At 63.9% G+C, this 24983-nt stretch carries 23 protein-coding genes; 12 read left to right on the forward strand and 11 right to left on the reverse strand.

The genetic code is table 11. The features are described from left to right. The 3 genes from VIR09_RS05280 to VIR09_RS05290 form a co-directional block, all read left to right on the forward strand. The coding region (locus VIR09_RS05280; RefSeq protein ID WP_332011922.1) for an SDR family oxidoreductase at positions 1-359 on the forward strand (359 nt) is incomplete at its 5' end. Further along, positions 356-1129: an SDR family oxidoreductase gene (locus VIR09_RS05285; protein ID WP_332011923.1), complete on the forward strand. Its 774-nt coding sequence runs from the start codon at positions 356-358 to the stop codon at positions 1127-1129. The genes VIR09_RS05280 and VIR09_RS05285, both read left to right, overlap by 4 nt. A gap of 59 nt (positions 1130-1188) precedes the next feature. Next, on the forward strand, positions 1189-2208 hold the full coding sequence (locus VIR09_RS05290) for a tripartite tricarboxylate transporter substrate binding protein (RefSeq protein WP_332011924.1): 1020 nt from the start codon (positions 1189-1191) through the stop codon (positions 2206-2208). 52 nt (positions 2209-2260) lie between these two features. On the opposite strand, the gene VIR09_RS05295 is transcribed toward VIR09_RS05290, so the two are convergent. Together VIR09_RS05295 and VIR09_RS05300 are read right to left on the reverse strand one after the other, a co-directional pair. Then, complete coding sequence (locus tag VIR09_RS05295) at positions 2261-4516, reverse strand: TonB-dependent siderophore receptor (RefSeq protein WP_332011925.1); 2256 nt, start codon at positions 4514-4516, stop codon at positions 2261-2263. Positions 4517-4828: 312 nt separating this feature from the next. Continuing rightward, positions 4829-5275 carry a hypothetical protein gene (locus VIR09_RS05300; protein ID WP_207467895.1) on the reverse strand — a complete coding sequence of 149 codons (447 nt, stop codon included), beginning with the start codon at positions 5273-5275 and terminating at the stop codon, positions 4829-4831. A gap of 117 nt (positions 5276-5392) precedes the next feature. Here VIR09_RS05300 and VIR09_RS05305 point away from each other — a divergent pair, with 117 nt between their 5' ends. Next, positions 5393-5782: a SecDF P1 head subdomain-containing protein gene (locus VIR09_RS05305; protein ID WP_332011926.1), complete on the forward strand. Its 390-nt coding sequence runs from the start codon at positions 5393-5395 to the stop codon at positions 5780-5782. Positions 5783-5789: 7 nt separating this feature from the next. On the opposite strand, the gene VIR09_RS05310 is transcribed toward VIR09_RS05305, so the two are convergent. The 7 genes from VIR09_RS05310 to VIR09_RS05340 all read right to left on the reverse strand — a co-directional run bounded on the left by VIR09_RS05310 (position 5790) and on the right by VIR09_RS05340 (position 13954). Beyond that, positions 5790-7652, reverse strand: coding sequence for a sensor histidine kinase (locus VIR09_RS05310; protein WP_332011927.1), 1863 nt, complete (start codon positions 7650-7652; stop codon positions 5790-5792). Further along, positions 7649-8359, reverse strand: a complete 711-nt coding sequence (locus VIR09_RS05315; protein WP_332011928.1) for a response regulator transcription factor — start codon at positions 8357-8359, stop codon at positions 7649-7651. The genes VIR09_RS05310 and VIR09_RS05315 overlap by 4 nt, the downstream gene beginning before the upstream one ends. Positions 8360-8464: 105 nt before the next feature. Further along, a complete protein-coding gene (locus VIR09_RS05320) occupies positions 8465-9250 on the reverse strand; it encodes an EAL domain-containing protein (protein ID WP_332011929.1) in 786 nt (261 codons plus the stop codon). Positions 9251-9329: 79 nt separating this feature from the next. Further along, entirely contained in the window at positions 9330-9728 is a 399-nt protein-coding gene (locus tag VIR09_RS05325; protein ID WP_332011930.1) for an Hpt domain-containing protein, read from the reverse strand. Between the two features lie 25 nt (positions 9729-9753). Beyond that, complete coding sequence (locus tag VIR09_RS05330; RefSeq protein ID WP_332011931.1) at positions 9754-10383, reverse strand: response regulator transcription factor; 630 nt, start codon at positions 10381-10383, stop codon at positions 9754-9756. 11 nt (positions 10384-10394) lie between these two features. Next, positions 10395-12152 (reverse strand): ATP-binding response regulator, encoded by a 1758-nt coding sequence (locus VIR09_RS05335; RefSeq protein ID WP_332011932.1) that lies wholly within the window; start codon positions 12150-12152, stop codon positions 10395-10397. Continuing rightward, a complete protein-coding gene (locus tag VIR09_RS05340) occupies positions 12098-13954 on the reverse strand; it encodes an ATP-binding protein (protein WP_332011933.1) in 1857 nt (618 codons plus the stop codon). The genes VIR09_RS05335 and VIR09_RS05340 overlap by 55 nt, the downstream gene beginning before the upstream one ends. A 26-nt stretch (positions 13955-13980) precedes the next feature. Here VIR09_RS05340 and VIR09_RS05345 point away from each other — a divergent pair, with 26 nt between their 5' ends. The 6 genes from VIR09_RS05345 (at position 13981) to VIR09_RS05370 (ending at position 20302) form a co-directional block, all read left to right on the forward strand. Next, entirely contained in the window at positions 13981-14340 is a 360-nt protein-coding gene (locus VIR09_RS05345) for a hypothetical protein (RefSeq protein ID WP_332011934.1), read from the forward strand. A 139-nt stretch (positions 14341-14479) separates the two neighbouring features. Further along, positions 14480-15010, forward strand: a complete 531-nt coding sequence (locus tag VIR09_RS05350) for a fimbrial protein (protein ID WP_332011935.1) — start codon at positions 14480-14482, stop codon at positions 15008-15010. Positions 15011-15121: 111 nt separating this feature from the next. Then, positions 15122-15904: a molecular chaperone gene (locus VIR09_RS05355; protein WP_332011936.1), complete on the forward strand. Its 783-nt coding sequence runs from the start codon at positions 15122-15124 to the stop codon at positions 15902-15904. 41 nt (positions 15905-15945) lie between these two features. Next, positions 15946-18426: a fimbria/pilus outer membrane usher protein gene (locus VIR09_RS05360; protein ID WP_332011937.1), complete on the forward strand. Its 2481-nt coding sequence runs from the start codon at positions 15946-15948 to the stop codon at positions 18424-18426. A gap of 41 nt (positions 18427-18467) precedes the next feature. After that, the gene (locus VIR09_RS05365) at positions 18468-19466 is read left to right on the forward strand and encodes a fimbrial protein (protein WP_332011938.1); all 999 of its coding nucleotides are present in this window, start codon (positions 18468-18470) and stop codon (positions 19464-19466) included. Between the two features lie 35 nt (positions 19467-19501). Next, a complete protein-coding gene (locus VIR09_RS05370; protein ID WP_332011939.1) occupies positions 19502-20302 on the forward strand; it encodes a winged helix-turn-helix domain-containing protein in 801 nt (266 codons plus the stop codon). Between the two features lie 344 nt (positions 20303-20646). Here VIR09_RS05370 and VIR09_RS05375 read toward each other — a convergent pair whose 3' ends face one another. Further along, positions 20647-22173, reverse strand: coding sequence for a sulfatase-like hydrolase/transferase (locus tag VIR09_RS05375; protein ID WP_332011940.1), 1527 nt, complete (start codon positions 22171-22173; stop codon positions 20647-20649). Continuing rightward, a complete protein-coding gene (locus VIR09_RS05380) occupies positions 22170-23138 on the reverse strand; it encodes a tripartite tricarboxylate transporter substrate binding protein (RefSeq protein ID WP_332011941.1) in 969 nt (322 codons plus the stop codon). Before VIR09_RS05380 ends, VIR09_RS05375 begins: the two co-directional genes overlap by 4 nt. A 124-nt stretch (positions 23139-23262) precedes the next feature. Between VIR09_RS05380 and VIR09_RS05385 the strand changes: the two genes are divergently transcribed. Continuing rightward, positions 23263-24237, forward strand: coding sequence for a LysR family transcriptional regulator (locus VIR09_RS05385; protein WP_332011942.1), 975 nt, complete (start codon positions 23263-23265; stop codon positions 24235-24237). 196 nt (positions 24238-24433) lie between these two features. Next, positions 24434-24961 (forward strand): MarR family winged helix-turn-helix transcriptional regulator, encoded by a 528-nt coding sequence (locus VIR09_RS05390; protein WP_013396635.1) that lies wholly within the window; start codon positions 24434-24436, stop codon positions 24959-24961. Positions 24962-24983 lie beyond the last annotated feature (22 nt).

Raw genomic sequence — 24983 nt, forward strand, 5'->3', positions numbered from 1 at the left:
CGGACGGCCGCGGCCGCATCGCACTGGTATCCAGCCGCGCCGTGCTGGGCCGCGCCCACCGCCTGGCCTACGCCGCGACCAAGTCCGCGCAGATAGGCCTGGCACGCAGCCTGGCCGCCGAACTCATCGTCCGCGGCATTACCGTCAACGTGATCGCGCCCGGCGCGGTCGATACCCCGATGCTGCACGACCCGCAGCGCGGCGCGCCGCCACAGGTGGATCTGCCGCTGGGGCGCCTGATCGAAGCGCGCGAAGTCGCCGCGGCCATCGCCTTCTTCCTGGGCGAGCAGGCCGGCGCCATCACCGGACAGACGCTCTATGTCTGCGGCGGCGCCTCGCTGGGAACGATGCCGCTATGACGACGACAGCCACACCCGCACTCGACGGCAAGAGCGTGATCCTGACCGGCGCGGCCGGCGGACTGGGCCAGGCGATTGCCGCGCACTGCCTGCTTGCCGGCGCTCGCGTGGCCCTGCTGGATCGGGATCCGGAACTGCTCGCGCAATGCCGCCAGACTCTGGACGCGCCGGATGCCCGCGTGCTGACGCGCGTCTGCGACGTGACCGACGCAGACGCCACCCGCGCAGCCGTCGAACATGCCGCCGCGCACTGGGGCGCCATCCACGCCCTGGTGAACAACGCCGCCACCGTCACGCCGGGCAACAAGGTCGCGGACTTGACGCCGGAACAATGGCGACAGGCGCTGGACGTGAACCTGACCGGCGCATGGCTGATGAGCAAGTACGCCATCCCTCACATGGCGCGGGCCGGCGGCGGCGTGGTGCTGAATATCGCGTCGCAGCTGGGCAGCGTGGCCGCGCCAGGCCGCGGCGCCTATGGCGCCAGCAAGGCCGGCCTGATCGCATTGGCACGCGCCATCGCGGTGGACCATGCGGCCGACGGCATCCGCGGCCTGAGCCTTTCTCCGGGCGCGGTGCTCACCAGCCGCCTGGTCGCGCGCTACGGCAGCGCGCAAGCCGCCGGCGCCGCGTTGTCGGCCAAGTATCCCGCCGGACGCCTCGGCACCACCGAAGAAATCGCGCAAACGGCAGTTTTCCTGATCAGCGATGCCGCCTCGTTCATCACGGGCACGGACATACGCGCGGACGGCGGATACACCGCGCTATAGCGCGATCGCCGCCACCCACTTCACGCAAGGCTTACATCACACTACAAGGGGCTTGAACCATGAAGTATTCGACTACCTCCGCAACGCACTCGCGGCCAACCACCCGCCGCACCATGCTGGCGCTGCTCGCCGGCGCCATCGGGCTGGCCGCCGCGCCCGCCTTTGCGCAGGGCACGGACAATTTCCCCACGCGCGCAGTCACCATCGTCGTACCCTTCCCGGCGGGCGGCGCCACCGACATCACCGCGCGCCTGGTGGCCGAAGGACTCTCCAAGAAGTGGGGGCAGCCGGTCGTGGTGGAAAACAAGCCTGGCGCGGGCGGCAACGTCGGTTCGGAATACGTGGCCCGCGCCGCGCCCGACGGCTACACCCTGGTGCTGGGCGTGACAGGGTCGCACGGCATCAACACCTCGCTCTACAAGAATATGCGCTATGACCCGGTCAAGGATTTCGAGGCCATCACGCAGGCCACGCTGTATCCCAACGCCATCATCGTCAACAACGACGTGCCGGCCAATAATCTGCAGGAACTGATCGCCCTGCTGAAGAAACCCGACGCGCATTACTCGTATGGCTCGGACGGCAACGGCACGGCGTCGCACCTGGGCATGGAACTGATCAAGAATCAGGGCAAGTTCGAGATCGCGCACATTCCTTACCGCGGCAGCTCGCCGATGGTGACCGACCTGCTGGGCGGCCAGATCCAGGTGGGCATCACGGGCCTGCCCGCCGTCCAGGCGTATGCCAAGAGCGGCAAGCTGAAGATCGTGGCGCTGACCACGGGCGAACGCTTTGCCAGCGCGCCCGACTACCCGACGGTGGCCGAACAGGGCTTCCCCGGCTATGCCGCGCCGCCCTGGTCGGGCTTCTTCGCCCCCAAGGGAACGCCCAAGCCGCTGGTGGAGAAAATCTCGGCGGACATGCGCGAGGTCATGGCCGATCCGAAGACCAAGGAAAAGATCGTGGCCTCCGGCAGCGAGTTCACGCCGTCCACGCCTGAACAGTTCCAGGCTTTCGTGCAGAAGGAAATCACGAAATGGGCCGAGGCCGTCAAGATCTCGGGCGCGCGCATCGACTGATGCGTGAGTCCGGAGCGCCAGCCCCGCAAGCGCGGGGCTGGCGCCAGCCGCGTCAGTTGTACCGGAACGTGGCGGTCAGCATCGCCGAACGGCCCGGCGCGACGTAGCTGAACAGACCCACGTGCGAGGCCTCGTAGATGGTCTCGTCGGTCAGATTGTTCAGGTTCAGTTGCAGGCCGAAGTTCTTGTTGAACTGATAGGCCGCCATCGCGTCGTAGCGCCAGTAGGACGGCAGCTGGTAAATGTTGGCGTCATCCACGTAGCGCTTGCCAGTGTAGGTGGCGCCAGCGCCGACCGTCAGCTCGGGCAGGAACTTGTAGGTCGTCCACAGACTGGCGCTCTGGCGGGCGATGAACTTCATCTGATTGCCGCTGAAGTCGCTGCCGCCGCTCTGGTAGCTGGTGACCTTCGGATCCATGTAGCTGTAGCCGCCCCAGACCTGCCACTTGGGCGTGATGGAACCCGCCACGCCCAGCTCGATGCCGCGCACGCGGTTGCTGCCGGACAAGGTCACGTCGCCGGTGATGGGATCGGAGCTACGCGCATCGGTCTTGCGGGTTTCGAACACCGCCGCCGTCAGCGACAGGCGCTCGTCGAACACGTCCCACTTGGTGCCCAGCTCGATGCTGCGGCTCTTCTCGGGCGCCAGCGCCGCGGTGCCCGCGGTCAAGCGGCCGCCTGCCGCGCCATCCGCGCCGCCGGACTGACCCGCGGTTTCGCCGGAGGGGTTGGACGAGGTGCCGTAGGACACGTAGATGCTGCCGTTGGGCGCCGGCTTGTAGACCAGGCCCAGCTGGTAGTTCCACATATTGTCGGTGCGCTCGACGTTGCCGCTGGTCACGCGGTAGTTGTCATAGCGCAGGCCGGCGTTGGCTTCCCACTGCTCGCTGAACTTGACCGTGTCGAACACGTAGGCCGCGCGCGTGAGGGTCTTGGCCGCGTCATAGCGCGGGCCCCAACCCAGGCTGCCCGTATACGGCTGGCTGGGATTCGGGTTGTACAGGTCGTCCTGCAGGGTCCTGTCGAAGCCGCCCGACGACACGCCGTCGCGCTTGCTGATGGTTTCCGTGCTGAACTCCAGGCCGGCCACATAGCTGTGGCGCAACCCGCCAGCGGTGAATTCGCCAAACATGTCGGTCTGGTTCACGAAGGACCGGTTGGTCTGGTTCAGGCTGCGCAAGGCCTTGCTCATCTTCACGCCGTCCGCCTCGTTCGAGCAAGGCGCCACGCCATAGGCGGGGTTGGGCCGGCTGCCCACGCGCGCCGCGCAATTGTCGAACGACGGACGCGTCATCACGTATTCGTTGGTGGATTCGCTGTAGCGCGTGCCATTGCGCAGCTTCAGCTTGTCGCTGAACTTGTGCTCGACCATCAGGGTGGTCATGTCGGCCTGGTTCTTGCGGTAGTCGCGGCCGATCAAACCGTAATAGTTGTTGCGGTCCACCTTGGGCGGTGTGACGCGGTCGGGGCGCGATTCGTTCTTGAACGGAATGCCCAGGTCAGGCGTGTCGTCGTTCTGCAGGTGGTAGTAGCTGAGCGTCACTTGCGTCGGCGTGCCCAGGCCCCAGGAGAACGAAGGCGCCACGCCCCAGCGGTCGGTTTCGACGTGGTCGCGGCCCGGGATGTCTCCGCCCTGCTTCATGAAGTTCAGGCGGAACGCCGAGCTTTCGCCCAAGGCCCAATTGCCGTCGCCCGTCAGGCGCCAGTTGTCATCGGTGCCCACGCCGACAGTGCCTTCCGCGAAGTTCTCAAGCTTGGGGCTCTTGCTGACCAGGTTGATGCTGCCGCCGGTCGACCCGCGGCCCGAATATGCGGAGCTCGGCCCCTTCAGGATCTCGACCGACTCCAGATTGAAGGTCTCGTGCGAGAAACGTCCCAGGTCGCGCATACCGTCGACCATCATGTCGGTGCTGGCCTCATAGCCACGCACGAAAGGCCGGTCGCCGGTGGGCGTGCCGCCTTCGCCGGCGCCAAAGGTAATGCCCGGCGCAGTGCGCAGCACATCCATCAGCGAGGTAGCCGCCCGGTCGCGCATCAGTTGTTCGGTGATCACGGTGACCGACCGCGGCGTGTCCAGCAGGGGCGCCGTCATCTTGGGAGAGGAGGCGATGTTGGCCTCGTAGCCGTCGCTGACCGCCTGTCCCTGCACGTGGACGGGCGACAGCTCCTGCACGGCGCCGGGCGCCAGACTGCCCTGGGCCAAGGCCAGGCCCGGCGACATCAGCGCGCCGCACACCGCCGCATAAATGGAGGCCGAAGGGTTACCACCGGCCTTGGCATGGGCCGTAGATCTATCTGCTTTGCTCATTGGACTCTTTCAGGAACCGCCCCGCGGCGGATGCGCTATGCGCGCTCTTGGTTTTATAAGATCGCCAATGATATTCATTCCTATTTTTACATTCAACAAACAGTCAGCTTTTATTCAGAAAAATGTCATTTTCATGGAATCTAGCGGCCAGGGCAGCCGCCAAAGCGGCGTAATAACAACACTCCAGCTACGGAAACTGCTTTCAGCACGCAGCCATCGCCGTGCATCCGCTGGCTTCAGACGGTAAAAAGCCCCTTGTTCCGATGGCCTGTCATCGGAACAAGGGGCCGCCCGGCCAGACGGAACGTCCAGCTACAGCGAATACCGGTATTCGCAGTTCAGCGTGGCCTTCAGCGGGGTATCCGCCTGCACACCCGACGCCGAGCGCGGCCGCGCGGACGTCAGCTTGGCCAGGAACTTGCCGGCGACATCGCCGTTCTCGCGCTTCGTTACCGCGACGCTGGACGGCAGGGCGTACAGCGTCAACGGCACGTCCTTGCCCGTCACCACCAGGGTGAACACCGACTGCGGGAAGTCTTCCGCCAGGTAACTGTCGTTCTTGCTCGAATTGAACGACAGGCCGCCGTCGGCATAACGCAGCTTCAAATCCAGCTCCTCCGAAGACGGCGACGGAATCGAGCCTTCCAGCGCGACCTTGCCGCTGTCCGAGACACAGCGCAGCTCCGCCGGCGCCGATCCCGCATGGGCGACGCCCGCCAGCAACAAGCCAGATAACAACCAGATTCCGCGCACTGCCATGAAGCTCTCCTTGGTGGCGGCTCTGTCCGGAGCCGAGGCGCAATATTAGACCGCGCGGCCGGGCGCTGGCGCGACATGGGCTAGGATGGAGGGGCTGTCCATCAGAAGGAGCTTGCCATGCCATCAATGAGACAACTCGCCCGCGCAGCCGTGCTTGCCGCGCTGCTGCCTTGCGCGACCTACGCCGAAACCGTCGTGCTGCAGGTGGCGCGGGCCACCGCCGGGGCCGACCCGCAAACCTCCGCCAGGACGGTGGACGTCGAACTCAAGCCTGAAAGCCGCCAGGCCCTGGCCGACTTCACGCGAAACCGCGTGGGCAAGCGCATCCAGCTGCGTTCGGGCGGCGTGCTGCTGTCCTCCGCCACGCTGCAGAGTCCGCTGGAAGGCGACAGCTTCCGCATCACCGCGGGCGAACACGGCTTTGGCGGCAAATCCGCCGAAGAGATCGCCCAGAGCATCATGAAAAGCGGCGGACTGACGGTGGACGACGAAAACACCGCCAAATAGACGCGCCTCAAGCCTGAGACGCGCGCAGCTCCAGCGTGGCGGTCAGCACGGTCTGTCCCGGACGCGACGCCACGTCGAGCGCGCCCCCTACCCTGGCGATACGGGTGTGCATGCTGCGCATGCCCACGCTGATGCCGGCCCGCAGCACTGCGGCCACGTCAAAACCGACGCCGTCATCCTCGATGCGCAGCTCCAGGATGTCGGATTCAGACTGCCGCAGCTCCAGTTCCACGCGGCGGGCACGGCTGTGCTTGAGCATATTCACCAGCGACTCCTCCACCAGCCGCGTCAGCGCCATGCATTGCAGGGCGCTGGGCGGCGTACGCCATAATTCGGGCACCCGCCAGTTGGCGCTGATGTCCAGCTCATCGAACAGCTGCATGAAGCGGTGGCGCAAGGGCGCGATCCATTCCCGCGGCGTGGCCGGCACCTTGACGCCCGCGCTGGAACCGCTGTCTATGGTCTGGCGCAGGTCATCGCGCAGCAGCTTGAGCATCGACAGAAATTGCTGGCTCTGCAAGGGTTCATTGGCCTGCTCCACCATGGCCATCATGCGGACCAGGGAGCCACCCAGACCGTCGTGCAGATCGTGCGCAATCTGCAGCCTATCCTGCAGCCGGGCGTTCGCCAGCGCCAGGCCGTGCTCGCGTTCCAGCGTCGTGGCAAGTTCGGTGCGCGCCTGCTCGATACCATCGGCCAGCTCCTGGTTGAAACGCTCGATGCGGCGCACACTGCGCGCATGGCGCAACCCCAGCACCGCGGACATGCACAGCGTGACCACGACGCTGGTGAACGGCGTGTATGTACTCTGGCTGTCGGAGAGCTTCAACAGCCGCAGCAGATCGTGGACGCTGGCGGCAAGAAAGATCAGCAGGCACACCGCCAGCATGCCGTGTTCCGGCCGGCGGGTTCGCCACGCATGCACTTGGAACTGCAGGCAATTGGCGAAAAAAATTGCCGACACGATCAGCACGACCGCCAACTGCACCTCGGCCAGATGGGCTTGCGGCGTGAAGACCTCAAGCGCCAGCAGCACCGCGGCCAGCGTCCACAACGCCTTTTCGGTGCGCGGCAACGACTGGCCGCCGAAGCGCCACGTGAAGATGCAAAAACACACCACGTACAGCACCAGGACCACAATGTTGGCGCGGGCCAGCATCATGCTGTTCGGGAACGGCCAGGGGCTGGTCATCAGCACATTGGCGATGAACAGCACCCAGAACAAGGCCATGAGCGCGTACCAGCCATAGATGCGCTGCTCGCGGCGCATGAGCCAGATGCAAAAGCACAGTCCGCCCATGACGGCCGAAACGATCAGGTTGAGCGTGAACAGGGTGCGATTGCTCCACCACAGGTCTTCGTACTGTTGCAATACCGACGATTGTCCGCCCAGATAGACCGGCCCCAGGCCCGGCGACTGCCCTGCCACGCCGACCACCCGGACCCACAGCGTGTTTTCGCCAGGATGCACCAGCGCGTCGGGAATCAGCCAGTAGCGCGGCATGTTCCAGCTACGCGACAGCGGTTCGCTCAGATGCTGATCGCTCCAGATGCGTTCCTCATTGATGTAGACCTCGCCCGCCATGATGATTGATTCCAGCGCCAACGCCACCTGCCCGGCAGCCCCGCCGGGGCAATCGCTCCGCCAGCCGATCCGATACCAGGCCGTGCCGCTGTATCCCGGCCAGCGGGCGCTCCAGTCATCGGGCAGCTCGACCGTCTGCCACTGTGCCGAATCGGGCCGGCGGCCGTCGTCGCCGCCCTTGGCGATCTGTATCGACAACACCTGCGCCGTGCAGGCGCCAGCGGGCTCCTGGGCCCATACCGGCGCCAGCCAAAGCGCCAACCACAGGACGGCCAGCCACTTCAATCGAGCAAGCCGCGCGTGCGCGCCGCGTGTATGGCCCGCGTCCGCGAAGAAACGGCGAGCTTGCGGTAGATGTGCTTGACGTGGCATTCGACGGTATAGCGCGACAGGTGCAGTTCCTCGGCGATCTCGCGGTTGCCCAGCCCCTCGGAGACCAGGCGCAGGATCTGGCTTTCGCGCGGGCTCAGGGTTTCGCCCGGATCGGCGGACTCGACCGGCTCGCCTGCCGCCGCCTCGGACGGCCCGGCCCGCCTGGGACGCAGCTCTTCGATGATGCGCCGGGCCACAAAGGGATCGATCGGCGCCCCGCCGCGCAGCACGCTGCGGATGGACAGAGACACCTCCAGGTCGTCGCGCTCCTTGAGCACATAGCCCGTGGCGCCCGCGCGCAACGCGGCAAGGATTGCGTCTTCCGTGCTCCATGCCGAAATCACCAGGATCGCCAGGGTGGGATCCTCCGCGTGCATCTCGGCGATCAGCTCCGTGCCGTTGCCGTCGGGCAAGCCCAGGTCGACCAGCGCCAGCGCGAACGGCTGGCTGGCGAGCCGCTCGCGCGCCTGCGCCAGCGTGGCGGCGAACACCAGCGCCTCGGGGGCATAGCCGAGCTGCAGCAGCAGGCCTTCCAGCCGGCGGCAGATCAGGGGTTCGTCCTCCACCAGCAGCACCGGGGCAGGCAGGGTCGACTCGGAAGCAAGCATGTGGGCGGTCATCGGATGAGAGCGGGCGGAATTGCCCAGCCTGAACTATGTCTCAGCCGGGTGAAACCGCATATCCCTGGAAATGGGTATTTTCCCAGGAATCTGGCCCTGGCGCCGCTACCGCTTGCGGCTTTCGAGAAACTCGGAAAGCAGGATGGGCGGGGAAAGCACATAGCCCTGCCCATGGCTGCACCCCATCGACTGGAGCAGGGCGATGTCCGGCGCGCTTTCGATGCCCTCGGCAATCACGCGCAGGCCGAGCCGCTCCCCCAGCAGCACTGACAGGCGCGTGATTTCGCGCGCTTTCCGGTCGCGCCGGATGCGGCGTACGAAGCGGCCGTCGATCTTCAATTCGGCGATGGGCAGCGCGTTCAAGAGCTGCAAGGAGGCGTAGCCGGTTCCAAAATCATCCATGCTGACCTGGCAGCCAGCCTTCGCGAATTTCTTCAGCGACTTGCGCAACGGCTCCAGGCGGGTGACAGGCTGGTCTTCAGTCAACTCGATCCGGAACCGCGTCAACGGGATGTGCGCCGCGTCCGCATGGCGAACCAGGGCATCGATCGCGCCATGGCTGGACAGGGTCGAGGCCGAGGCGTTGATCGCCAGGGGCACGTCGATTCCCTGCGCGCTCAGCGCGCCCGAGGCGGCGACGGCCAAGCGGCATATCTGTTCGAAAAAGGGCAGATCCACGCCCAGGCGATGAACGGCGGGAACGAATTCGGCCGGTCCGATCTCACCCCTGACGGGGTGATTCCAACGGGCCAGGCATTCCGCGGCAACCATTTCGCCGCTCAGCAGATTGAACTGCGGCTGCAGCACGACGCTCAAGCCGTCGCCGCGCCGTGCCATCAACATGACTTCACCGTCGCCAAGCTGCTGGCTTTGCGCTATGGCGCGTTTCATACTTCATTCCTGGTGGGCTTGGGGCGAAATTACATGCCGCCACTCTACGGCGCTTTGGGAACGAAAAATGTAGGATGATTCAGAATGTGCGCCTCACGCGTTCCAGGATTGCACTCAAGTTTTGGACAACCGACACATAATCCGCCAATAGTTCCTCCCGCGCTTGGCCGCCGTCCCTGGCAAGCATCCCCTCAACGCGCAGGCAAAGCTCAACCAAGGCGTCACAGCCCAGCAATTGCGCGGTGTTCAGGATTCGATGCGCATTGCGCTTGACCTCCGCCCACCGTCCTTGCTCGATCGCCAGCAGCAAGGCATCGACGTCTTCCCTGTGGTTCAGATCCAAGCTCTGAGAAAGCTCCGCGGCGATATCCGGGTCGTTGCCGACCTTGGCAAGCAATTCGCCGCGCAACACCGCCACTACCTGCGCCTGCGGGGCTTCCTGCTCGGGATGAATGGCCGAAGCCGATGGATTGTTCACGCGAAAGAACGCCGTATTGAGTTTTTTACATTGAAATTTTCGACTTTCTTGCGAAATCGACCAATTCAACCAGAGAGCCAATCTGCAATTTGTTCATTATCCTGGTCTTGTGCGTGCTCACCGTTTTATTGCTGATGAAAAGCGCGTCGCCGATTTCCTTGTTGCTCAATCCCTGCGCCAGCATCTGGGTGACGACCATTTCCTTATTGGAGAGCAGGTCCAGTCTTTTCTGATAAGAGTCCACCACGTCCGCGTTGCTGGCCGCCTTGGCCGAATTCGGAAATACGCTATAGCCCGCCAGCACGGATTCGATGCAGCGAACCAGTTCCTTGATTTCCAGACGCTTGCTGGCGTAGCCACAGGCGCCCAATTCCGCCACGCGCGACGCAAATACCGAAGGATCATGCGCCGACACCACCAGTATCCGCAATTCCGGGTTGACTGCAAGGATTCTAGAAATGGCTTCCAGGCCGCCCATTTTGGGCATGTCCAGATCAAGCACGATCAAATCCGGGCGCTCGCTTTTGGCCAGCGCCAGCGTGTCGACCCCGTTGTCGGCCTCTAGTATCCGGCTTGCGCTGGGCAACAGTGCAATCTGCGTCCTCAGGACCAGACGAAACGCAGGATGATCATCAACAATCAAGACAGTCGACATCTCGTCCTCCTTCAGTGGATCGTAGTCCCGCCGGCCGGCGGTCGCCTGCCATGAGCGAGGATGAAGGATTGCAGCGTCTGCAGATCCACAGGCTTGATCAGCACGGCGTTCATGCTGGTCCGCGCACCCGAAGCCAGATCAAGTTCAAGTTCGCTCGCGGTATAGCCCAGCACCGGCGTCGCCGCATTCAGGCCGCCGCCCGCCCTCAGGGCGCCGGTAAACGCAGCGCCATCCATGACGGGCATGACGCAGTCGCAGATGATCAGATCGAACTCGAGCCGCTCCGCCAGTGCCAGGCCGGCCGCGCCGTTCTGCGCGAAATGCGCGGAGTGCTTCAACATCCGCAGCTGATGCTTGAGCAGCAGCCGGTTGGCTTCATGATCGTCGATAACGAGTATGCGCAGGCCGTCGGCGTCGGTCGCCGTGGGCGCCGGAGCGGCCGCCACCGCAGCGTGTTCGGAAGGCGGCAGCGCCAACGGCAACTGCACCGATATCCTGGAGCCCTGCCCAGCCCCGCTGGAAACTTCCATGGACCCGCCCATCAAGCGCGCGAGCTCGCTACATATGGACAGCCCCAATCCGATGCCAGCGCCCTGTTCCCTGAGCGCAGGCTCAAAGTGCGGCGCTGCCAGCCTGGCCTGAACGTCCGTGGCGATCCCGGGGCCCGTGTCCGCCACGCAAAGCGTGATCCACTGGATCTCCTCCGTCGCCCGCCCGGCGCTCAGCGCAACATCGATACGGCCGTGATCCGTAAAGCGGACCGCATTGGACAACAGGTTGTCCAGCAGTTGCTTGAGACGAATCGGATCCGAAAAATGGCGCTCCGCGAGGTCACCCGTAATGTCCAGCGATAGCTGCAGGCCCTTCGCCTCGGCGACAGCCCGGAACGGCGCCACTGTGTCGGCCACCAGCGCGCGCAGGTCGACGTTCTTGCGCCGCAGCTGGAAATGGCCAGTCTCCAGCTTGGATATGTCGATCAGACCGCTGATCAGGGACAACAGCGATTGGGCCGACTGGCGCGACACCGCAAGCTTCTCGCGCGTGTCGCCGGACAGGCCGCCACGGTCCAGGATCAGCTCGAGCATGCCGATGATCGCATTCAAAGGAGTGCGGATTTCATGGCTGATGAACGCAAGATACGTCGACTTCATCAAATTGGCCCTCTCCATGCCCAGCCGGGTTTCGGACACTTGCCGCAGCATGTCGGGGAATCCGCGAAAACGCGCACTGCCGCCGATCAGGCCAATGACGACGCCGTCCGCGCCGCGCAACGGCGCGGCCCACGCGGCCACCCCAGACGTGGAATCATGCTCGAAGGCATGCTCGCGCACTAGCGTTTCGCCGCTGGCCAGCACCTGGCGATAGCCGCGGATGATCTCGTCCAGATTGGCAGGCTGATCGCTTCCAGGAGCCGGCGCGGACAAGGACGCCAGCGTGGCATGCAGAGGATGGCTCCAGCCCTCGCTACGGCACGTGGCGGCGTATGCATTGAGCGAGTCATTGCATGTCACGAGGTTGAGGTCGAGATCCCGGATGAAAAGCGCGGCGGGCAGCGTATCCGCCAAGCGTGCCAGTCCGACCAACTCGCCGCGCGGCGAACTGACGCCTCGGATGCGCAGGGCGATCCAGACCAGCGCGGCGACCAGCGCCGCCGCCAACGCCATGTTCAGGAACACGGAAAGCGTGAGCATGGCGTTGGCCTCGGGATAGGCCACTATGCCGCTCCGTCCCGCGCCAGCCCGACTGGGGCGCATGCCGCCGGCAAGCATGAAGCCAGCGCCTGTTCCAGCTCCCGCAGGCCGGCAGGCTTCACCAATACCTCGTGCATGCCGGCCCGCAGGCCCGCCTCGCGATCCTCGGTGCGCGCGTCGCCCGTGTAGGCCAGCACGGGAACTACGGCGTGTTCGCCTGCAATCGAACGCAACATCTGGGTGAATCCGGCCTCGTTCATGTCTGGCAGCGCATCATCGCAAATAACCAGGTCGAACCGGCTTTCCCTGGCCAGCGCCAGACCCTGCGCACCGTGCTCCGCAACCTGGACGTCATGGCCGAGGAATTCCAACTGGCTTTTCAGCAGCAGGCGATTACCGGCCTGGCTTTCGACAACCAGCGTCCTCAGTCCGGTGACCGGACGTTGCGCCAATCCGGGCGCGGGCTCCTGCGTCACGCCGCCCAACTCACCGGGGCCGAGCTCCAACGGCACGCGGACATGGACATGCGTGCCCTCGCCAACAACGCTGGAGATACGGATGGTTCCCCCTATGCGGTGCACCATCTGCTGGCAATAGTGCAAACCCAGGCCGGCGCCATCGGGAGCAGCGCTCAGTCCCGCCTCATAGCTGGACTCCGACAACTTCTGCTGTATGTACGGCTCGATACCGCTGCCGGTATCGATGACGGATAGCGTGACCCATTGCCTGCCATCTTCCACCGGCGCGCCGTCCAGGTGTATCCGGACCCCGCCGCGCGTCGTATGGCGTATGGCGTTGGACAGGAAATTGTTGAGCAACTGATTCACCCCTTGCGCATCCGTCAAATGGCTGGCGGCAACCTCCGGAGCCACCTCCAGCGTCAGGCCTATGCCTTTCTCGTAGGCGCTGGGTGCGAACAGCGCGACCACGTCCGCCGCGACACTGCGCAAGGAAATGACTGTGTTCGTGCACTGGAGATCGCCCGTCTCCATGCTGTGGGTATCGACGATGGACGGAAGCAGGTGGAGCAGCGACTGGGCGGAGGAGCGCACGGTTGCCAGCATCTCTTTCGATTGGCGGGGTGTGGAGGAATCGAACGTAGCCATCTCAAGCAGTCCCGCCATGACGTTCAAGGGATTGCGCACATCGCGGCTGACCGCCGCGAGAAATCGGGTCTTGGTGTCGTTGACGCGCTCTGCCCTGCCGCGCGCGGCGGCCGAGTCGTCCAGCGACTGGCTATGGCCGAGGAAATACATCCCCGCGGATACCATGCCTATGACTTCGCCGTGCACGCCGAGCAGCGGCGTCACCCGACCCGCGTATGGCGCCTTGATGCCGACCGCTTCCACCTCATGGTTAAAGTCATAGGAGCGCGCTGCGCCAGTAGCCACCGCGGTCTGGTACTCGCGCACCACGGCGGCCACGCTAGCCGGCATCGGAATCTGATCCTTCTCATCGCGGGAAAGGAATTCCAGATCGATGAATTCCGGCCTCACCCATCCGTTCTGGACCACGATATCGACAAAGCGCTGCATGCCCGCGCTGGACGCGACCATGCGCAACGACTTGTCCCGCACGGTGATATCCACGGGCGCGGCGGCAATCAGGCGGCCGACTTGCTCCAGGCACCGCTGCGGATCGCGGTCTTTTATTGCGGCGTTCCTCAAGGCCAGCCCCGTCAACAAAAGGGCCAGAAACAAGACGCCGTTCAAGGCCCAGGACAGGCTCGCGGCAGAAGCCAGCCGCTGCTCCAAGGATGCAGCAACCATCGGCGCGGTGAGCGCGCATATACCCATGAAAATCGCTGCCGCCGCAACTGCCGTCCGGGTGCGGACGACACCGTTGCGCGGCATGGCGCTCGCAATAGCTTCCGGCTTCATTTTGGTGATTGTTCGGTAGTCGGCCTGTGGCTGAATTCAATACGCGCTGCGCAGCGGCGATTTTATCGCAGAAGGCATACCGTCAAGCCATTACGCGCGCCGGCAACTGCACAAAAACCCACGAACCGTTGCTTTCAAATCACGAAGAAAAAAGCCCAAAAAACGCCAATCAAACCACCTCATTCGGACAAGATCTGCAATTTTTAGCAAGAATTGCCACGCATCTTTTTCATATGAAATTTCATACAACAAGAAGGGAGGATTCCTACATTTCACAAATCCTGATTCTTCTAACTTTCGGTTGCCGACGAAATGCAGGACGAAGGATTCTGAGGAGCAGACGAATTGATTATCTGGCTGCGCCTTTTCATCAATATTCGAATTGAATGTTGATAACAACCGGATCACATGGAAGTTAATTCCTGAAAACCCATCGACAGCATTTCTACAGTCGGTCGTCATCTGTTTTCAACAACCTCAGACGGCGTTTTTGATTATCAATCGATTATCAGGATATTTACTTCCATGAACAAGAACACCATTGCCAAGTTTGCCCTGATCGCCACGGCAGCCGCTATTTCCCAAACCGCCCTGGCCGAAGACGGGCACATCAATTTCATCGGCGAAATCGTCGATGCGCCGTGCGACGTCTCTCCCCAAGCGACCAACCTGGTCGTCCCGCTTGGAAAAGTGTCAAGGACCACCCTGGACGGCGCCGTCGGCAAATACTCGACACCCGCGCAATTCGAACTCCAGCTGGCCAACTGCAGCGCCACGGCCAAGGGCGCAAGCGTGACGTTCACCGGCACGGCAGACACCATCAACACGGACACGCTGGCCATCGGCATCGGTGAGCTTGGCTACGCCACCGGCGTGGCCGTCGAACTGCGCGATGCCGCGCAGAAAAAAATCAAGCTGGGAGCGGAGTCTCCCGACTACACGCTGCGCGCCGGCACCAACAATCTGAAGTTCGGCGCCGTCTATGTCTCGACCGCCAACACTGTCACCGTCGGCCCCGCCAACGCCACCGCGCAGTTCACGGTGAACTACAAGTAAGCCACTTTGCCGGACCGCCGGCCCCTCTAGAAAGGGGCTGGCCGCCAGCCTCCTCGCAGCACGCGGTTCCTCGGGAATCGGATGGCTTGCGAGCAAAACATCGAGACCCTCATGCTGAAAGACATCGCGCAACGGTTCGTCCTCAAGGCGCGGCCCTTCATGATCTTCGCCCTGGCGGCCACGCTGGCTCACGCCAATGCGGCAGCCGGCGTGCTGGTCGGAGGCACCCGCGTCATTTTCAACGAGAAGGACCGCGAGTCCTCCATTCCGGTCAAAAACACTGGCGTGTCCCCTTACGTGGTGCAGGCCTGGATCGATGCCGGCGAAGGTAATACCAAGGCGCCGTTCGTGGCCAGCCCACCGCTGTCGCGGCTGGATCCGGGCCAGGAAAACATGCTGCGCATACTGCGCCTGGCCGGCAATCTGCCTCTCGACCGCGAATCGGTGTTCTGGCTCAACGTCAAGGAGATCCCGGAAAAGAGCCAGGACGAAAACGTGCTGCAGATTGCGGTGCGCACCCGCATCAAACTGTTCTACCGGCCCGCGGGCCTGGCAGGCAAACCGGGCGAACAGCGTCAGCAACTGCAATGGGCTGTCGCCTCCGGCGGCAGGGGTGCAGTGCTGAAGATCGCCAATCCGTCCGCTTATCACGTCACCTTCGCCACGTTGACCATCAACGGCGGTCAGCAAGAAATCAACGGCGGAATGGTGTCGCCTGGCGGCGTGCTCGAGTACCCCTTGTCCGGGCTGTCCGCCCCCCGGGACGTGGACGTCGTGTTCACGACCATCAACGACTACGGCGCCGAGACCCCCGAGGAAAAGGTCCGCGTGCCCAGCGCGCAAGTCCCGGTGCACGTCAAGGCCGAGCCCGTCGCGGCTGCCGCAAGCCGTTAGTGCCCGGAGCTCACGCAATGATAGGCGTATCGCAGGGTCGCATGCCCCCTACCGCGGCATTGGCATCGCTGTTGCTGAGTCTGGCCTCATTTTCAAGCCAGGCCGCCGAACCGGCCGGCACCGTCTTCAATCAGGAATTCCTGGGCACGGGTGGAGACCAGCCGCAGGCAGACCTGTCCATCTTCAGTTTCGGCAATAGCGTGCTGCCGGGCGAGTACCTGGCCGACGTGTTCGTCAACGACCAGTCCCTGGGCAGGAACAGGATCCTCGTCGAGGTCCAGGAAGGCCAGAAGCAGCCCTCGGTCTGTCTGACCCGTAGCCAACTGGAAACCTGGGGCGTCAACATGGCTGCGCTACCCGAATCCGCTGGCGCGGACGGCGCCTGCGTGGACCTGCCCGCTCTGGTGCAAGACGCGGCCGTGGGCTTCGATGGCGGCAAGCAACGGCTGCATCTGAGCATTCCGCAAGCCGCGCTCAAGCGCTCGGCGCGGGATTCGGTCGACCCGTCACGCTGGGACAAGGGCATCACCTCGGCTCTGCTGGATTATCAGCTCAACATGTCGCGCCAGGGCGGAGGAAACTCCTCCAGCCGCGGCGCCGAATCGCCCTACACGGCCTACGCCGGATTGCGCGGAGGCCTGAACTTTGGCGACTGGCGCCTGCGCCACGCCTCCAACTACAACCGCAGCGCCAACGGACGCGGAGAATGGCAGTCGCTGGAAACCAATCTGCAGCGCGACTTGCGCTCGGTCAACGGTCAATTGCTGCTCGGCGATGGCTACACGCCCGGCAACTTTTTCGACAGCGTGCCGTTCCGCGGCGTGCAGGTCACTTCGGACGACGCCATGCTGCCGGACAGCATGCAGGGCTACGCGCCGACCATACGAGGCATCGCCCAGACCAACGCCCTCGTCACCGTCAGGCAGAACGGCTATATCGTCTACAACGCCTATGTCGCGCCCGGCGCCTTCGTGCTGGACGACCTGTACCCCTCCTCCTCCGGCGGCGACCTGGAAGTCACCATCACGGAATCGGATGGCCGCCAAAACCGCTACGTGCAGGCCTATGCCTCCGTGCCCACGTTGTTGCGCGAAGGCACCTGGCGCTACAGCGCCACCGGCGGACGCTACCGCAACGCCTACGGTTCCAACGAACGCGAGCCCACCTTCCTTCAGGGAACGGCGGCGCGCGGCCTGGGCCACGAGTTCTCGTTGTATGGCGGCGTCACCGCGGCCAGCATCTATCAATCCGGTGTGGTGGGCGTGGGCAAAAACCTGCGCAGTTTCGGTGCGATCTCTCTGGACCTGGCGCATGCGCGCACCGCCACCGAGCGCTTGAAAACCCAGGGCCAATCCATACGCTTCCTGTATGCCAAATCCCTCGAAGAATCCGGAACCAACTTCAGCCTCGCCGGTTATCGCTATTCCACTAGCGGCTACCGGACCTTCCGCGAATCGACCGGCATCGACGACTTCGAGCGGGGCGGCAGGATGCCCAGCCGCCGTAACGAACTGCGGTTTGAAGTAAACCAGTCGCTGGGCTCATGGGGTTCGATTTACGCGACGGCACGCCAGCAGTCGTACTGGCAGACGAATCAGAAGGAGCGGCTGATTCAGGTCACATACGCCGGCTCCTACAGGCAGGTCAGCTACAACGTCACGGTCGACACGAACACCGGCCTCAACACTTCGAAAAACCGCCAGATCATGCTGTCGCTATCGATCCCGCTGGGCGCCTCGCGCAGCAGCGCCAGCTATTCCCTGACCACCGGCAACAATGGCGAGACCAGTCACGCAGCCATGGTTTACGGCTCCGCGCTCGAAGACAACCAGCTCACCTACAACCTGAGGGCCGCCACTTCCAACCAGAACGGCGCCAACAGCACCGGCAACGCCAGCTACCTTTCCAGGGTAGGTCGCTTCGAACTGGGCGCGACGCAAGGACGCAACTACAACCAGATCAATGCAGGCCTGTCAGGCGGCATCGTCGTGCATGCCGGCGGCGTAACGCTCGGCCAACCCCTGGGCGAAACCGTGGCGCTGGTGCGCGCGCCGTCGGCCGAAAATGTGCGCTTCGAATCGCATCCCGGCGTCAGCACCGATGCCAGCGGCTACGCCATCGTGCCGAGCCTGAGCCCTTACCGTTCGAACCGCCTGGCCATGCTCACCGCGGACCTGGGCGACACCGTCGAAGTCAAGAATGCGGCGGTAAATCTGGTGCCTACCCGCGGCGCGGTGATACAGGCAGGGTTTGAGACAGTGGTGGGCTATCGCTTGATGATGACGCTGACCCGCAAGGACAACAGCGTAGTGCCGTTCGGCGCGCGCATCGACAACGAGGCGGGCGAGGAGATCGGCATCGTGGGGCCGGACGGTCAGGCCTTTGTGACGGGGGCACAGCAGTCCGGAACCATGCGCATCGTCTGGGGTCGCGACGCACGCGACAGCTGCAGCGTGTCTTACAGCCTTCCCGAGGACGACCGTCCTCCACCGATACGTGAAGTCAGCTACGTGTGCCAGTAATGCCGAATTCAGAAATCGCGAGCCATAGGGACTCACATGAAATGAAAGACTATCAGGTTAACAAAGGAAGACGCACAGCTGGAACTTTGGCGTTCTTGTGGCCGGCGCTGATGCTATGCGCGTATGCGCCACAGAGCCAGGCGACATGCACGCTCGGACCAGGCATAGCCCAGAATGTGCTCAATATCGCTTTTGGCAACATAGCGGTACCGCTGAACACCGCGAACAACGTGGTTCTCGCCGAGAGACAAATTCCCATCAAACACACGGGCGTAATGCTCGCCATCTGCAAATCGGGCCCTGGAGCGGTGTTGGCGGAGATTCGCAAAGGATCGTCCGTAGGCAACTACGTCTACACAACGAACATCCCAGGCATCGGTATCAGGATCGGAATCTACTTGTCCGGTGCCGGAGGAGTCATCCAGTTCCCGTTTATCTATCCAGCTGGAGGTGGCGGCCTCGCGATGGGCGCCATCGGCAGGATTCACGTCCAACTCATCAAGATCAGCAACAACACTGGCAACGGTGCACTCGAAGAAGGGCAGTATGCCACCATGTATTCGAAGGATTTCCCGGACCAATCCCTGCAAGTGATAGTCAGCGGGCGCACCACGACCATCATCACCCCTTCCTGCACTGCCGCCCCTACCCCTCCCGTCCACTTGGGCAAGGTCTGGAAAAACCTGTTCAGCGCTGTCGGAAGCACGGCGGCCGAGCAACGATTCAACATCAAGCTGAACTGCCGCGAAGCCAAGCCGGAGCTGAATGCCGTGTACCTGCGCATGGACGCCAAGCCCGACGCGTCGGGCGCGCCGGGAGTGATCGCCTTGAACTCCGAGGCCAATGCCGCAACCGGCGTCGGCATCCAGATCCTGGACAGGGACCGCCAGCCGGTCACCTATGGCCAAGGCGCCTTGGTCGGCGTATCCAAGGATGGCGCCTACGACGTGCTGTTCCACGCCCGCTATTACCAGACTGCAAACCAGGTGACCGCGGGCGAGGCGAACGGCTCGGCCACCTTCACGCTTGAATACAAATGAGCCCCTTCGATTCCACGAACCACAGGCCATCCACCATGAAGAAAACCGCTTTCAATCACACCGTCCATGTCTGCGTCGAAGCGATAGGACCGGCCGCGGCGCTGGTGCAGGGGCTGGGCGACAGCGCCCAGATGGTGTGCCTGACCCAATCCGCCCTCAGATTGCAGGAACAGCTTGCCGATCCCGGCTTGCATTACGTCGTGATGCACGGCAGCGCGGAATGGCTGGCCGCCATGCTATGCGCGCGGCGCGGCCCCTACGTCGCCGGGCTGGTGTTGCTGATCACCGCCAACGACTCCTCCAATACTAGGGCCGAACTGATATGCGCTGGCGCGGACGCCTGCCTGTCGTCGGACGCGGGCATCGACGAATTGCTGGCGGCGTTGAACAGCCTGGAACGCCTGTCTTCGGCGCTGCGTACGCGCCTACAGCGCGAAGCCACCCCCGCGTCGGAATCCCTGGCACGGCAGCGGCGAGCCCTGGCGGGAACGGTCGCGACCGTCCGCGTCACGCCGGTCCGCGAGTGGGCGTTGATCGAGGGCGAAAAGAAACTGCGCGCGCCGGACAGCGCCGGCCTGATTTCCCTGAGCAACAAGGAATACGCGCTGCTGTCGTGCCTGAGCGGCCATGACTGCCAGTACAGCAGCATTGCGGACCTGCACCGCGAGGTCTGGCCGAATGCCTCGGGCCGTCCCGTGCATCTGCAGCGGGCCATCGTCTCCAGCGTGGTCGGCCGCCTGCGCCGCCGGGCGCGGATGGCGGGGATCGAACTGCCGTTGCGCACGAGCTATGGGCAGGGCTATACCTTCATCCATCCGCTGAGCAACGCAGGCTGACCACGACGCCAAACGCGACGCCGCAACGGCCGCGATTGGTGTCTGTCCAACACAAATTCGTATTTCTCAGACGCGAAAATCGATGTCTTCCGACTAAATTTTCCGGCCCTGCCCCATACAGTGCTCGTACTCGCCGGCATGCGCAGATTCGCGCACGCTGCCGGAGGGTATGAACCGCCTGGATGCCGACGTAAAGCGGTGTCCGTTCTTAAAAAAATCCCGACAGATCGCTCCCTCCCCAACGCCCAAGGACCCCGGTCCTGCCTGCGTCTGGGTCGATTCCGACCGCCCTCGGGAAAGCCAAGCCTCTAAGGAGATACACAACATGAAACGCAGCCTCGCGCTCAAGCGATGCCAGACGCCGGCGCGCGCTCCGGCAGCTGGTCGGCGGGCCGGCTCCTGAGCATGTCAATCAGCTCCCGCCGCTTGGCGGCATGGCCCGGATCATCGAACAGATCGTCCATTTCGTCCGGGTCTTCTGCCAGACAATACATCTCGCCCGCGCCGCTGCCCAATTCCAGCGTCAGCTTCCAGTCGCGCGTGCGCACCGTGCGCAGCTTCAGCTCCACGCCGCAGCGCGATGCCGCCACGTCCCATTCGCTCAGCGCGAATTCACGGGTGGCGTCGCGGCCTTCAAGCAACGGGCGCAAGCTGCGGCCATGCACCGGCCCCAGGGCCGACGCGCCGCCGTAGTCGTAAAAGGTCGCGGCCAGGTCCAGCGTGGAAACCGGATCCTCCACCCTCTGCCCAGCCGCGATGCCAGGGCCGCTGGCCACCATGGCCACGCGCAGCAGGCCTTCATAGGCCATCGGCCCCTTGAGCATCAGCCCATGATCGCCCAGCCATTCGCCGTGGTCGGAAGTGAAGATTACGATGGTGTCCTGGTCCAGCCCATAATCGCTCAAGGCCTTCATGATGCGCCCCACCTGATGGTCCACCAGCGAGATCATGCCGTAGTAGTTGGCGATGATGCGGCGCAGCGCCTCGTCGGATTGGGTCGGCATGCGCGAGAAATTCTGGCGCACCGCCTGCACCTCGGCGTTTCCCATGGGCTTGCTCTCCATGCTCGCCCTGTGCCACCAGGGCCTGCGCTCGTAGTCGGTGACGCGATGGCGCGGCAGGTCGACTTCGTCGGGGTGATGCAGGCGCGACCAGGGTTCGGGGCAATCGAAGGGATGATGGGGATCGGGGAACGAGGCCCACAGGCAGAATGGCTGGTCGCGCTGTTCCCGCAAGTAGTCGATGGTGCGGTCGCCGATCCAGGCCGAGTTGTGCCAGGCCGCGGGCAGTGCGGAGTTGAAGGTCTGCGGCGCGCCGCTGGCCGGCCCCAGATCCGTCTGGTACAGCTGGTTGCGCAGTTCGCCCAGGCCGTCGCCGTAGTGCCAGCGCGAATGGTTCAGGCCGCCGGGCAAGGGCGTGGGCAGCCAGTAGTTGTGGCCCTCCACCACCAGCTCGACATGCTCGAAGCCCATGTATGGGCCCGCCCAGCCTGGTCCCATGCCGGCCTGGCTGTACTGGCACTCGGGCCGTCCGGTAGCCTGGAAAGTATGGTGCGTGGAGAAATGCGCCTTGCCGATGAAGCCTGTGTCATAACCCGCGGCGGCGAGGCTGCCGGCAAAGCCTGCCTCTCCGGTGCGCAGGTCCAGGTCTATGCCGTTGTCGCGGACGCCATGCGTCAGGGGCAGCAGGCCGGTCAGCATGGAGGCGCGCGAAGGCTGGCAGACGAGGTTGGGCGTAATGCAGGCCGCGAAATGCGTGCCGGTGCGCGCCAGATGATTGATGTGCGGCGTCTTGACCTGGCGCCCGGCAAAGCCCAGGCAGTCGCCGCGATGCTGGTCGGTCGTGATGAGGAGGATGTTGGGGCGTTTCATTGCTGCTTGCTGATGGCGGTCTTGATGTCGGAAAGCACGGGCGCGAGAACGCGGGTGTCATGGGCGATGCGTTCGCTCAAGCTCAACCCGTCCTGGTCGCCCACGATCATGCCCTGGGCCTGCATCTTGTCCTGGACCTCGGGACTCTTCAGCACGGCGGCCACGGCGCGCTGCAAATCGGCCAGTACCGGCGCCGGCGTCTTTGCCGGCGCAAACAGGCCGAACCAGCTGTAGAACGTGAAGTCCTTCACTTCGTCCTTCACCATCGGCAGGTCGGGCGCGCCTGCGATGGGCGCGGCTCCCGCGTTGGCCAGTCCCTGCACCTTGCCGGCCTTGATCTGCGGCACGGCCGTGCTGGCGACGATGAACATCAGATCGACCTGATTGCCCATCACGCCGACAAAGCCCTGGGGCGCGGCTTTGTACGGCACGTGCTCGAGCGAAATGCCGGCCGCGTGCTCGAACAGCGCCATCGCCAGATGATGGGTAGAGCCCGGGCCGCCGCTGGCGTAGGTGATGGCATCGGGCCGGGCGCGCGCCTGCTCCAGCAGTTCGCGCAAGGACTTGAACGGCGCCGAGGGCGACGCGACCAGCACGTATTGCAGGGTCGCCAGCGTAGCGACCGGCGCGAAGTCCTCGGTGCGATACGGCACATCCTGCATCAGGTACGGCACGGCCGTGAACGAGGCGTCCGGCCCCAGCAGCAAGGTATAGCCGTCAGGCTTGGCGCGGGCCACGGCCTGGGAGCCGATGACGCCGGCGCCGCCCGCGCGGTTTTCCACGATGACCGGAACGCTCCATTGCTTGGACATTTCCGCCGCGACCAGGCGTCCGACCACGTCGGCCGCGCCGCCCGGCACCGACGGCACGACCAATGTGACGGGCCGGTCCGGATAGGCTGCACAGACCGCCAGGGGAACGGCCAGACTGCATGCGGCCAAGGCGCCGCATATACATTTCAGCATGATTGTCTCCATCCCGCGGCTCGCCTCATTCACGGGCAGCTCGCTAGGGAGGATCATCAGACACCGGGACATTCCAGTCCAATGATATATTTTGGGCTTCTCATATCAGAATTGATATGTTCAGATGAACCCTCCAGATCCCGTTCCGTCCCTGCAGCCCGGCTGGTACCTGCGCGGCAGGCTGCGCCTGCGTCACCTGCAACTCATGCTGCTGCTGGACGAAGTCCACAACGTCGGCGCGGCAGCGCAGCGCATGGCCACCACCCAGCCCGCGGTCTCGCGCATGATTGCCGAACTGGAAGACATGCTGGGCGCGCGGCTGTTCGACCGGACACCGAAAGGCACCTTCCCCACGCCCCACGGCGACTCCCTGATCCGCCACGCACGCTGGGTGCTGGGCGACCTGGAACGCATGAGCGGCGAATGGACCGGCGCGCCCGACCTCGACGTGGAAACCATCCATCTCGGCGTCAACTCGGCGGCGGCGGCCTACCTGGTGCCGCGCGCGCTGCTGCGCTTCGAGCAACGGGCCGCCAACGTCAATGTGCTGGTGCGCGAGGGTTCGCTGGAAGCCTTGATGCCGGACCTGCACACCCGCAAGCTGGACCTGCTGGTGGCGCGCATGGGCGCAGCCGTCCGCACGCCCGATACCCTGGCGCAGGTGTTGTACGAAGAACCGATGTGCTTGTGCGCGCGCAGCGGGCATCCGTTGGCGGGGGTGGCCCAGGTCTCCTGGGCCCAACTGGCCGCCTACCCGTGGATCATGCCGCCGCGCGGCAGCCCTGCACGCATCGGCCTGGACATGCTGCTGCAACGCCAAGGCCTGTACCCGCCATCGCGCATCGAATCGGCTTCGGCCCTGAACAATATGATGCTGATGGCCAATAGCGACTTGCTGTCGCTGCTGCCGCGCTGCGTCGCCCGCCATCCCGCCAGCAGCCACGGCATCGCCATCCTGGACATCGAACTGCCGCCCGTGTTCGGTCCGCTGGGCATCGTGCGGCACCACAGCCTGGATTTGTCGCCGCGGATGCGGGATTTGATTGACTGCCTGCGGGCGGAAGCCGCCGAGGCGGCGGCGGCTTCCCCAGACAGGTAGGTCAGTTGGCTGGCGTCGAGCCAGCGACCGCCTCCGACCGGCGAGCCTCGGCATGATGCGCAGCTGCGCTTCGGACGCAGCACAACCGCTCCACGCATCGGCTGTTAGTGAAACTACTGACTCCCTCACGCCTTGACACGGCAAATGCCCAGCCCTAAATTAATTATGTGATTTTTCACCGATTATTCACACATAAATGACGAACATAAAGCCGCTGCTGAAAGCTGTTCCCAAGAAGTCGACGGCGCCGATCAAAGACGCGGAGGATCTATTCCACGTCACGGATTGGCCCATGCACTACTTCCTGGCCATCGACCGCTTCCATATCCGGAACATCGCTCGCGTGCTGTCCGCCCATCACTGCTCTCCCCTGATGTGGCGAGTCCTGAGCATCCTGGCCGACCGCGACGGACACAGCGTGTCGGAGCTGGCGGACCTCAGCGTGATCGAACGCTCCAACCTGAGCCGCATCCTCGACGCCATGGAACGCGATGAACTGATCGAGCGCATCGGACATGAGACCGACAAGCGGCAAACGCATGTGTTCCTGTCCGAGCAGGGCCGCCAGCTCTTCGTCGAATCGCTGCCCGCGGTGCTGGACTATTACGCGCGGTTCCTCACGGGAATATCTCCGAGCGAGATGACCGTCCTGATGAGTGTGCTGAAGAAGATCAAGCGCAACGTCGCTTCGTTCGATTCACGAGATTCCAGCGACCTGGATTAGCCATTGATGCGAGGGACCCACC

This window comes from Achromobacter sp., assembly GCF_036567245.1.
Taxonomy (GTDB): domain Bacteria; phylum Pseudomonadota; class Gammaproteobacteria; order Burkholderiales; family Burkholderiaceae_B; genus Achromobacter.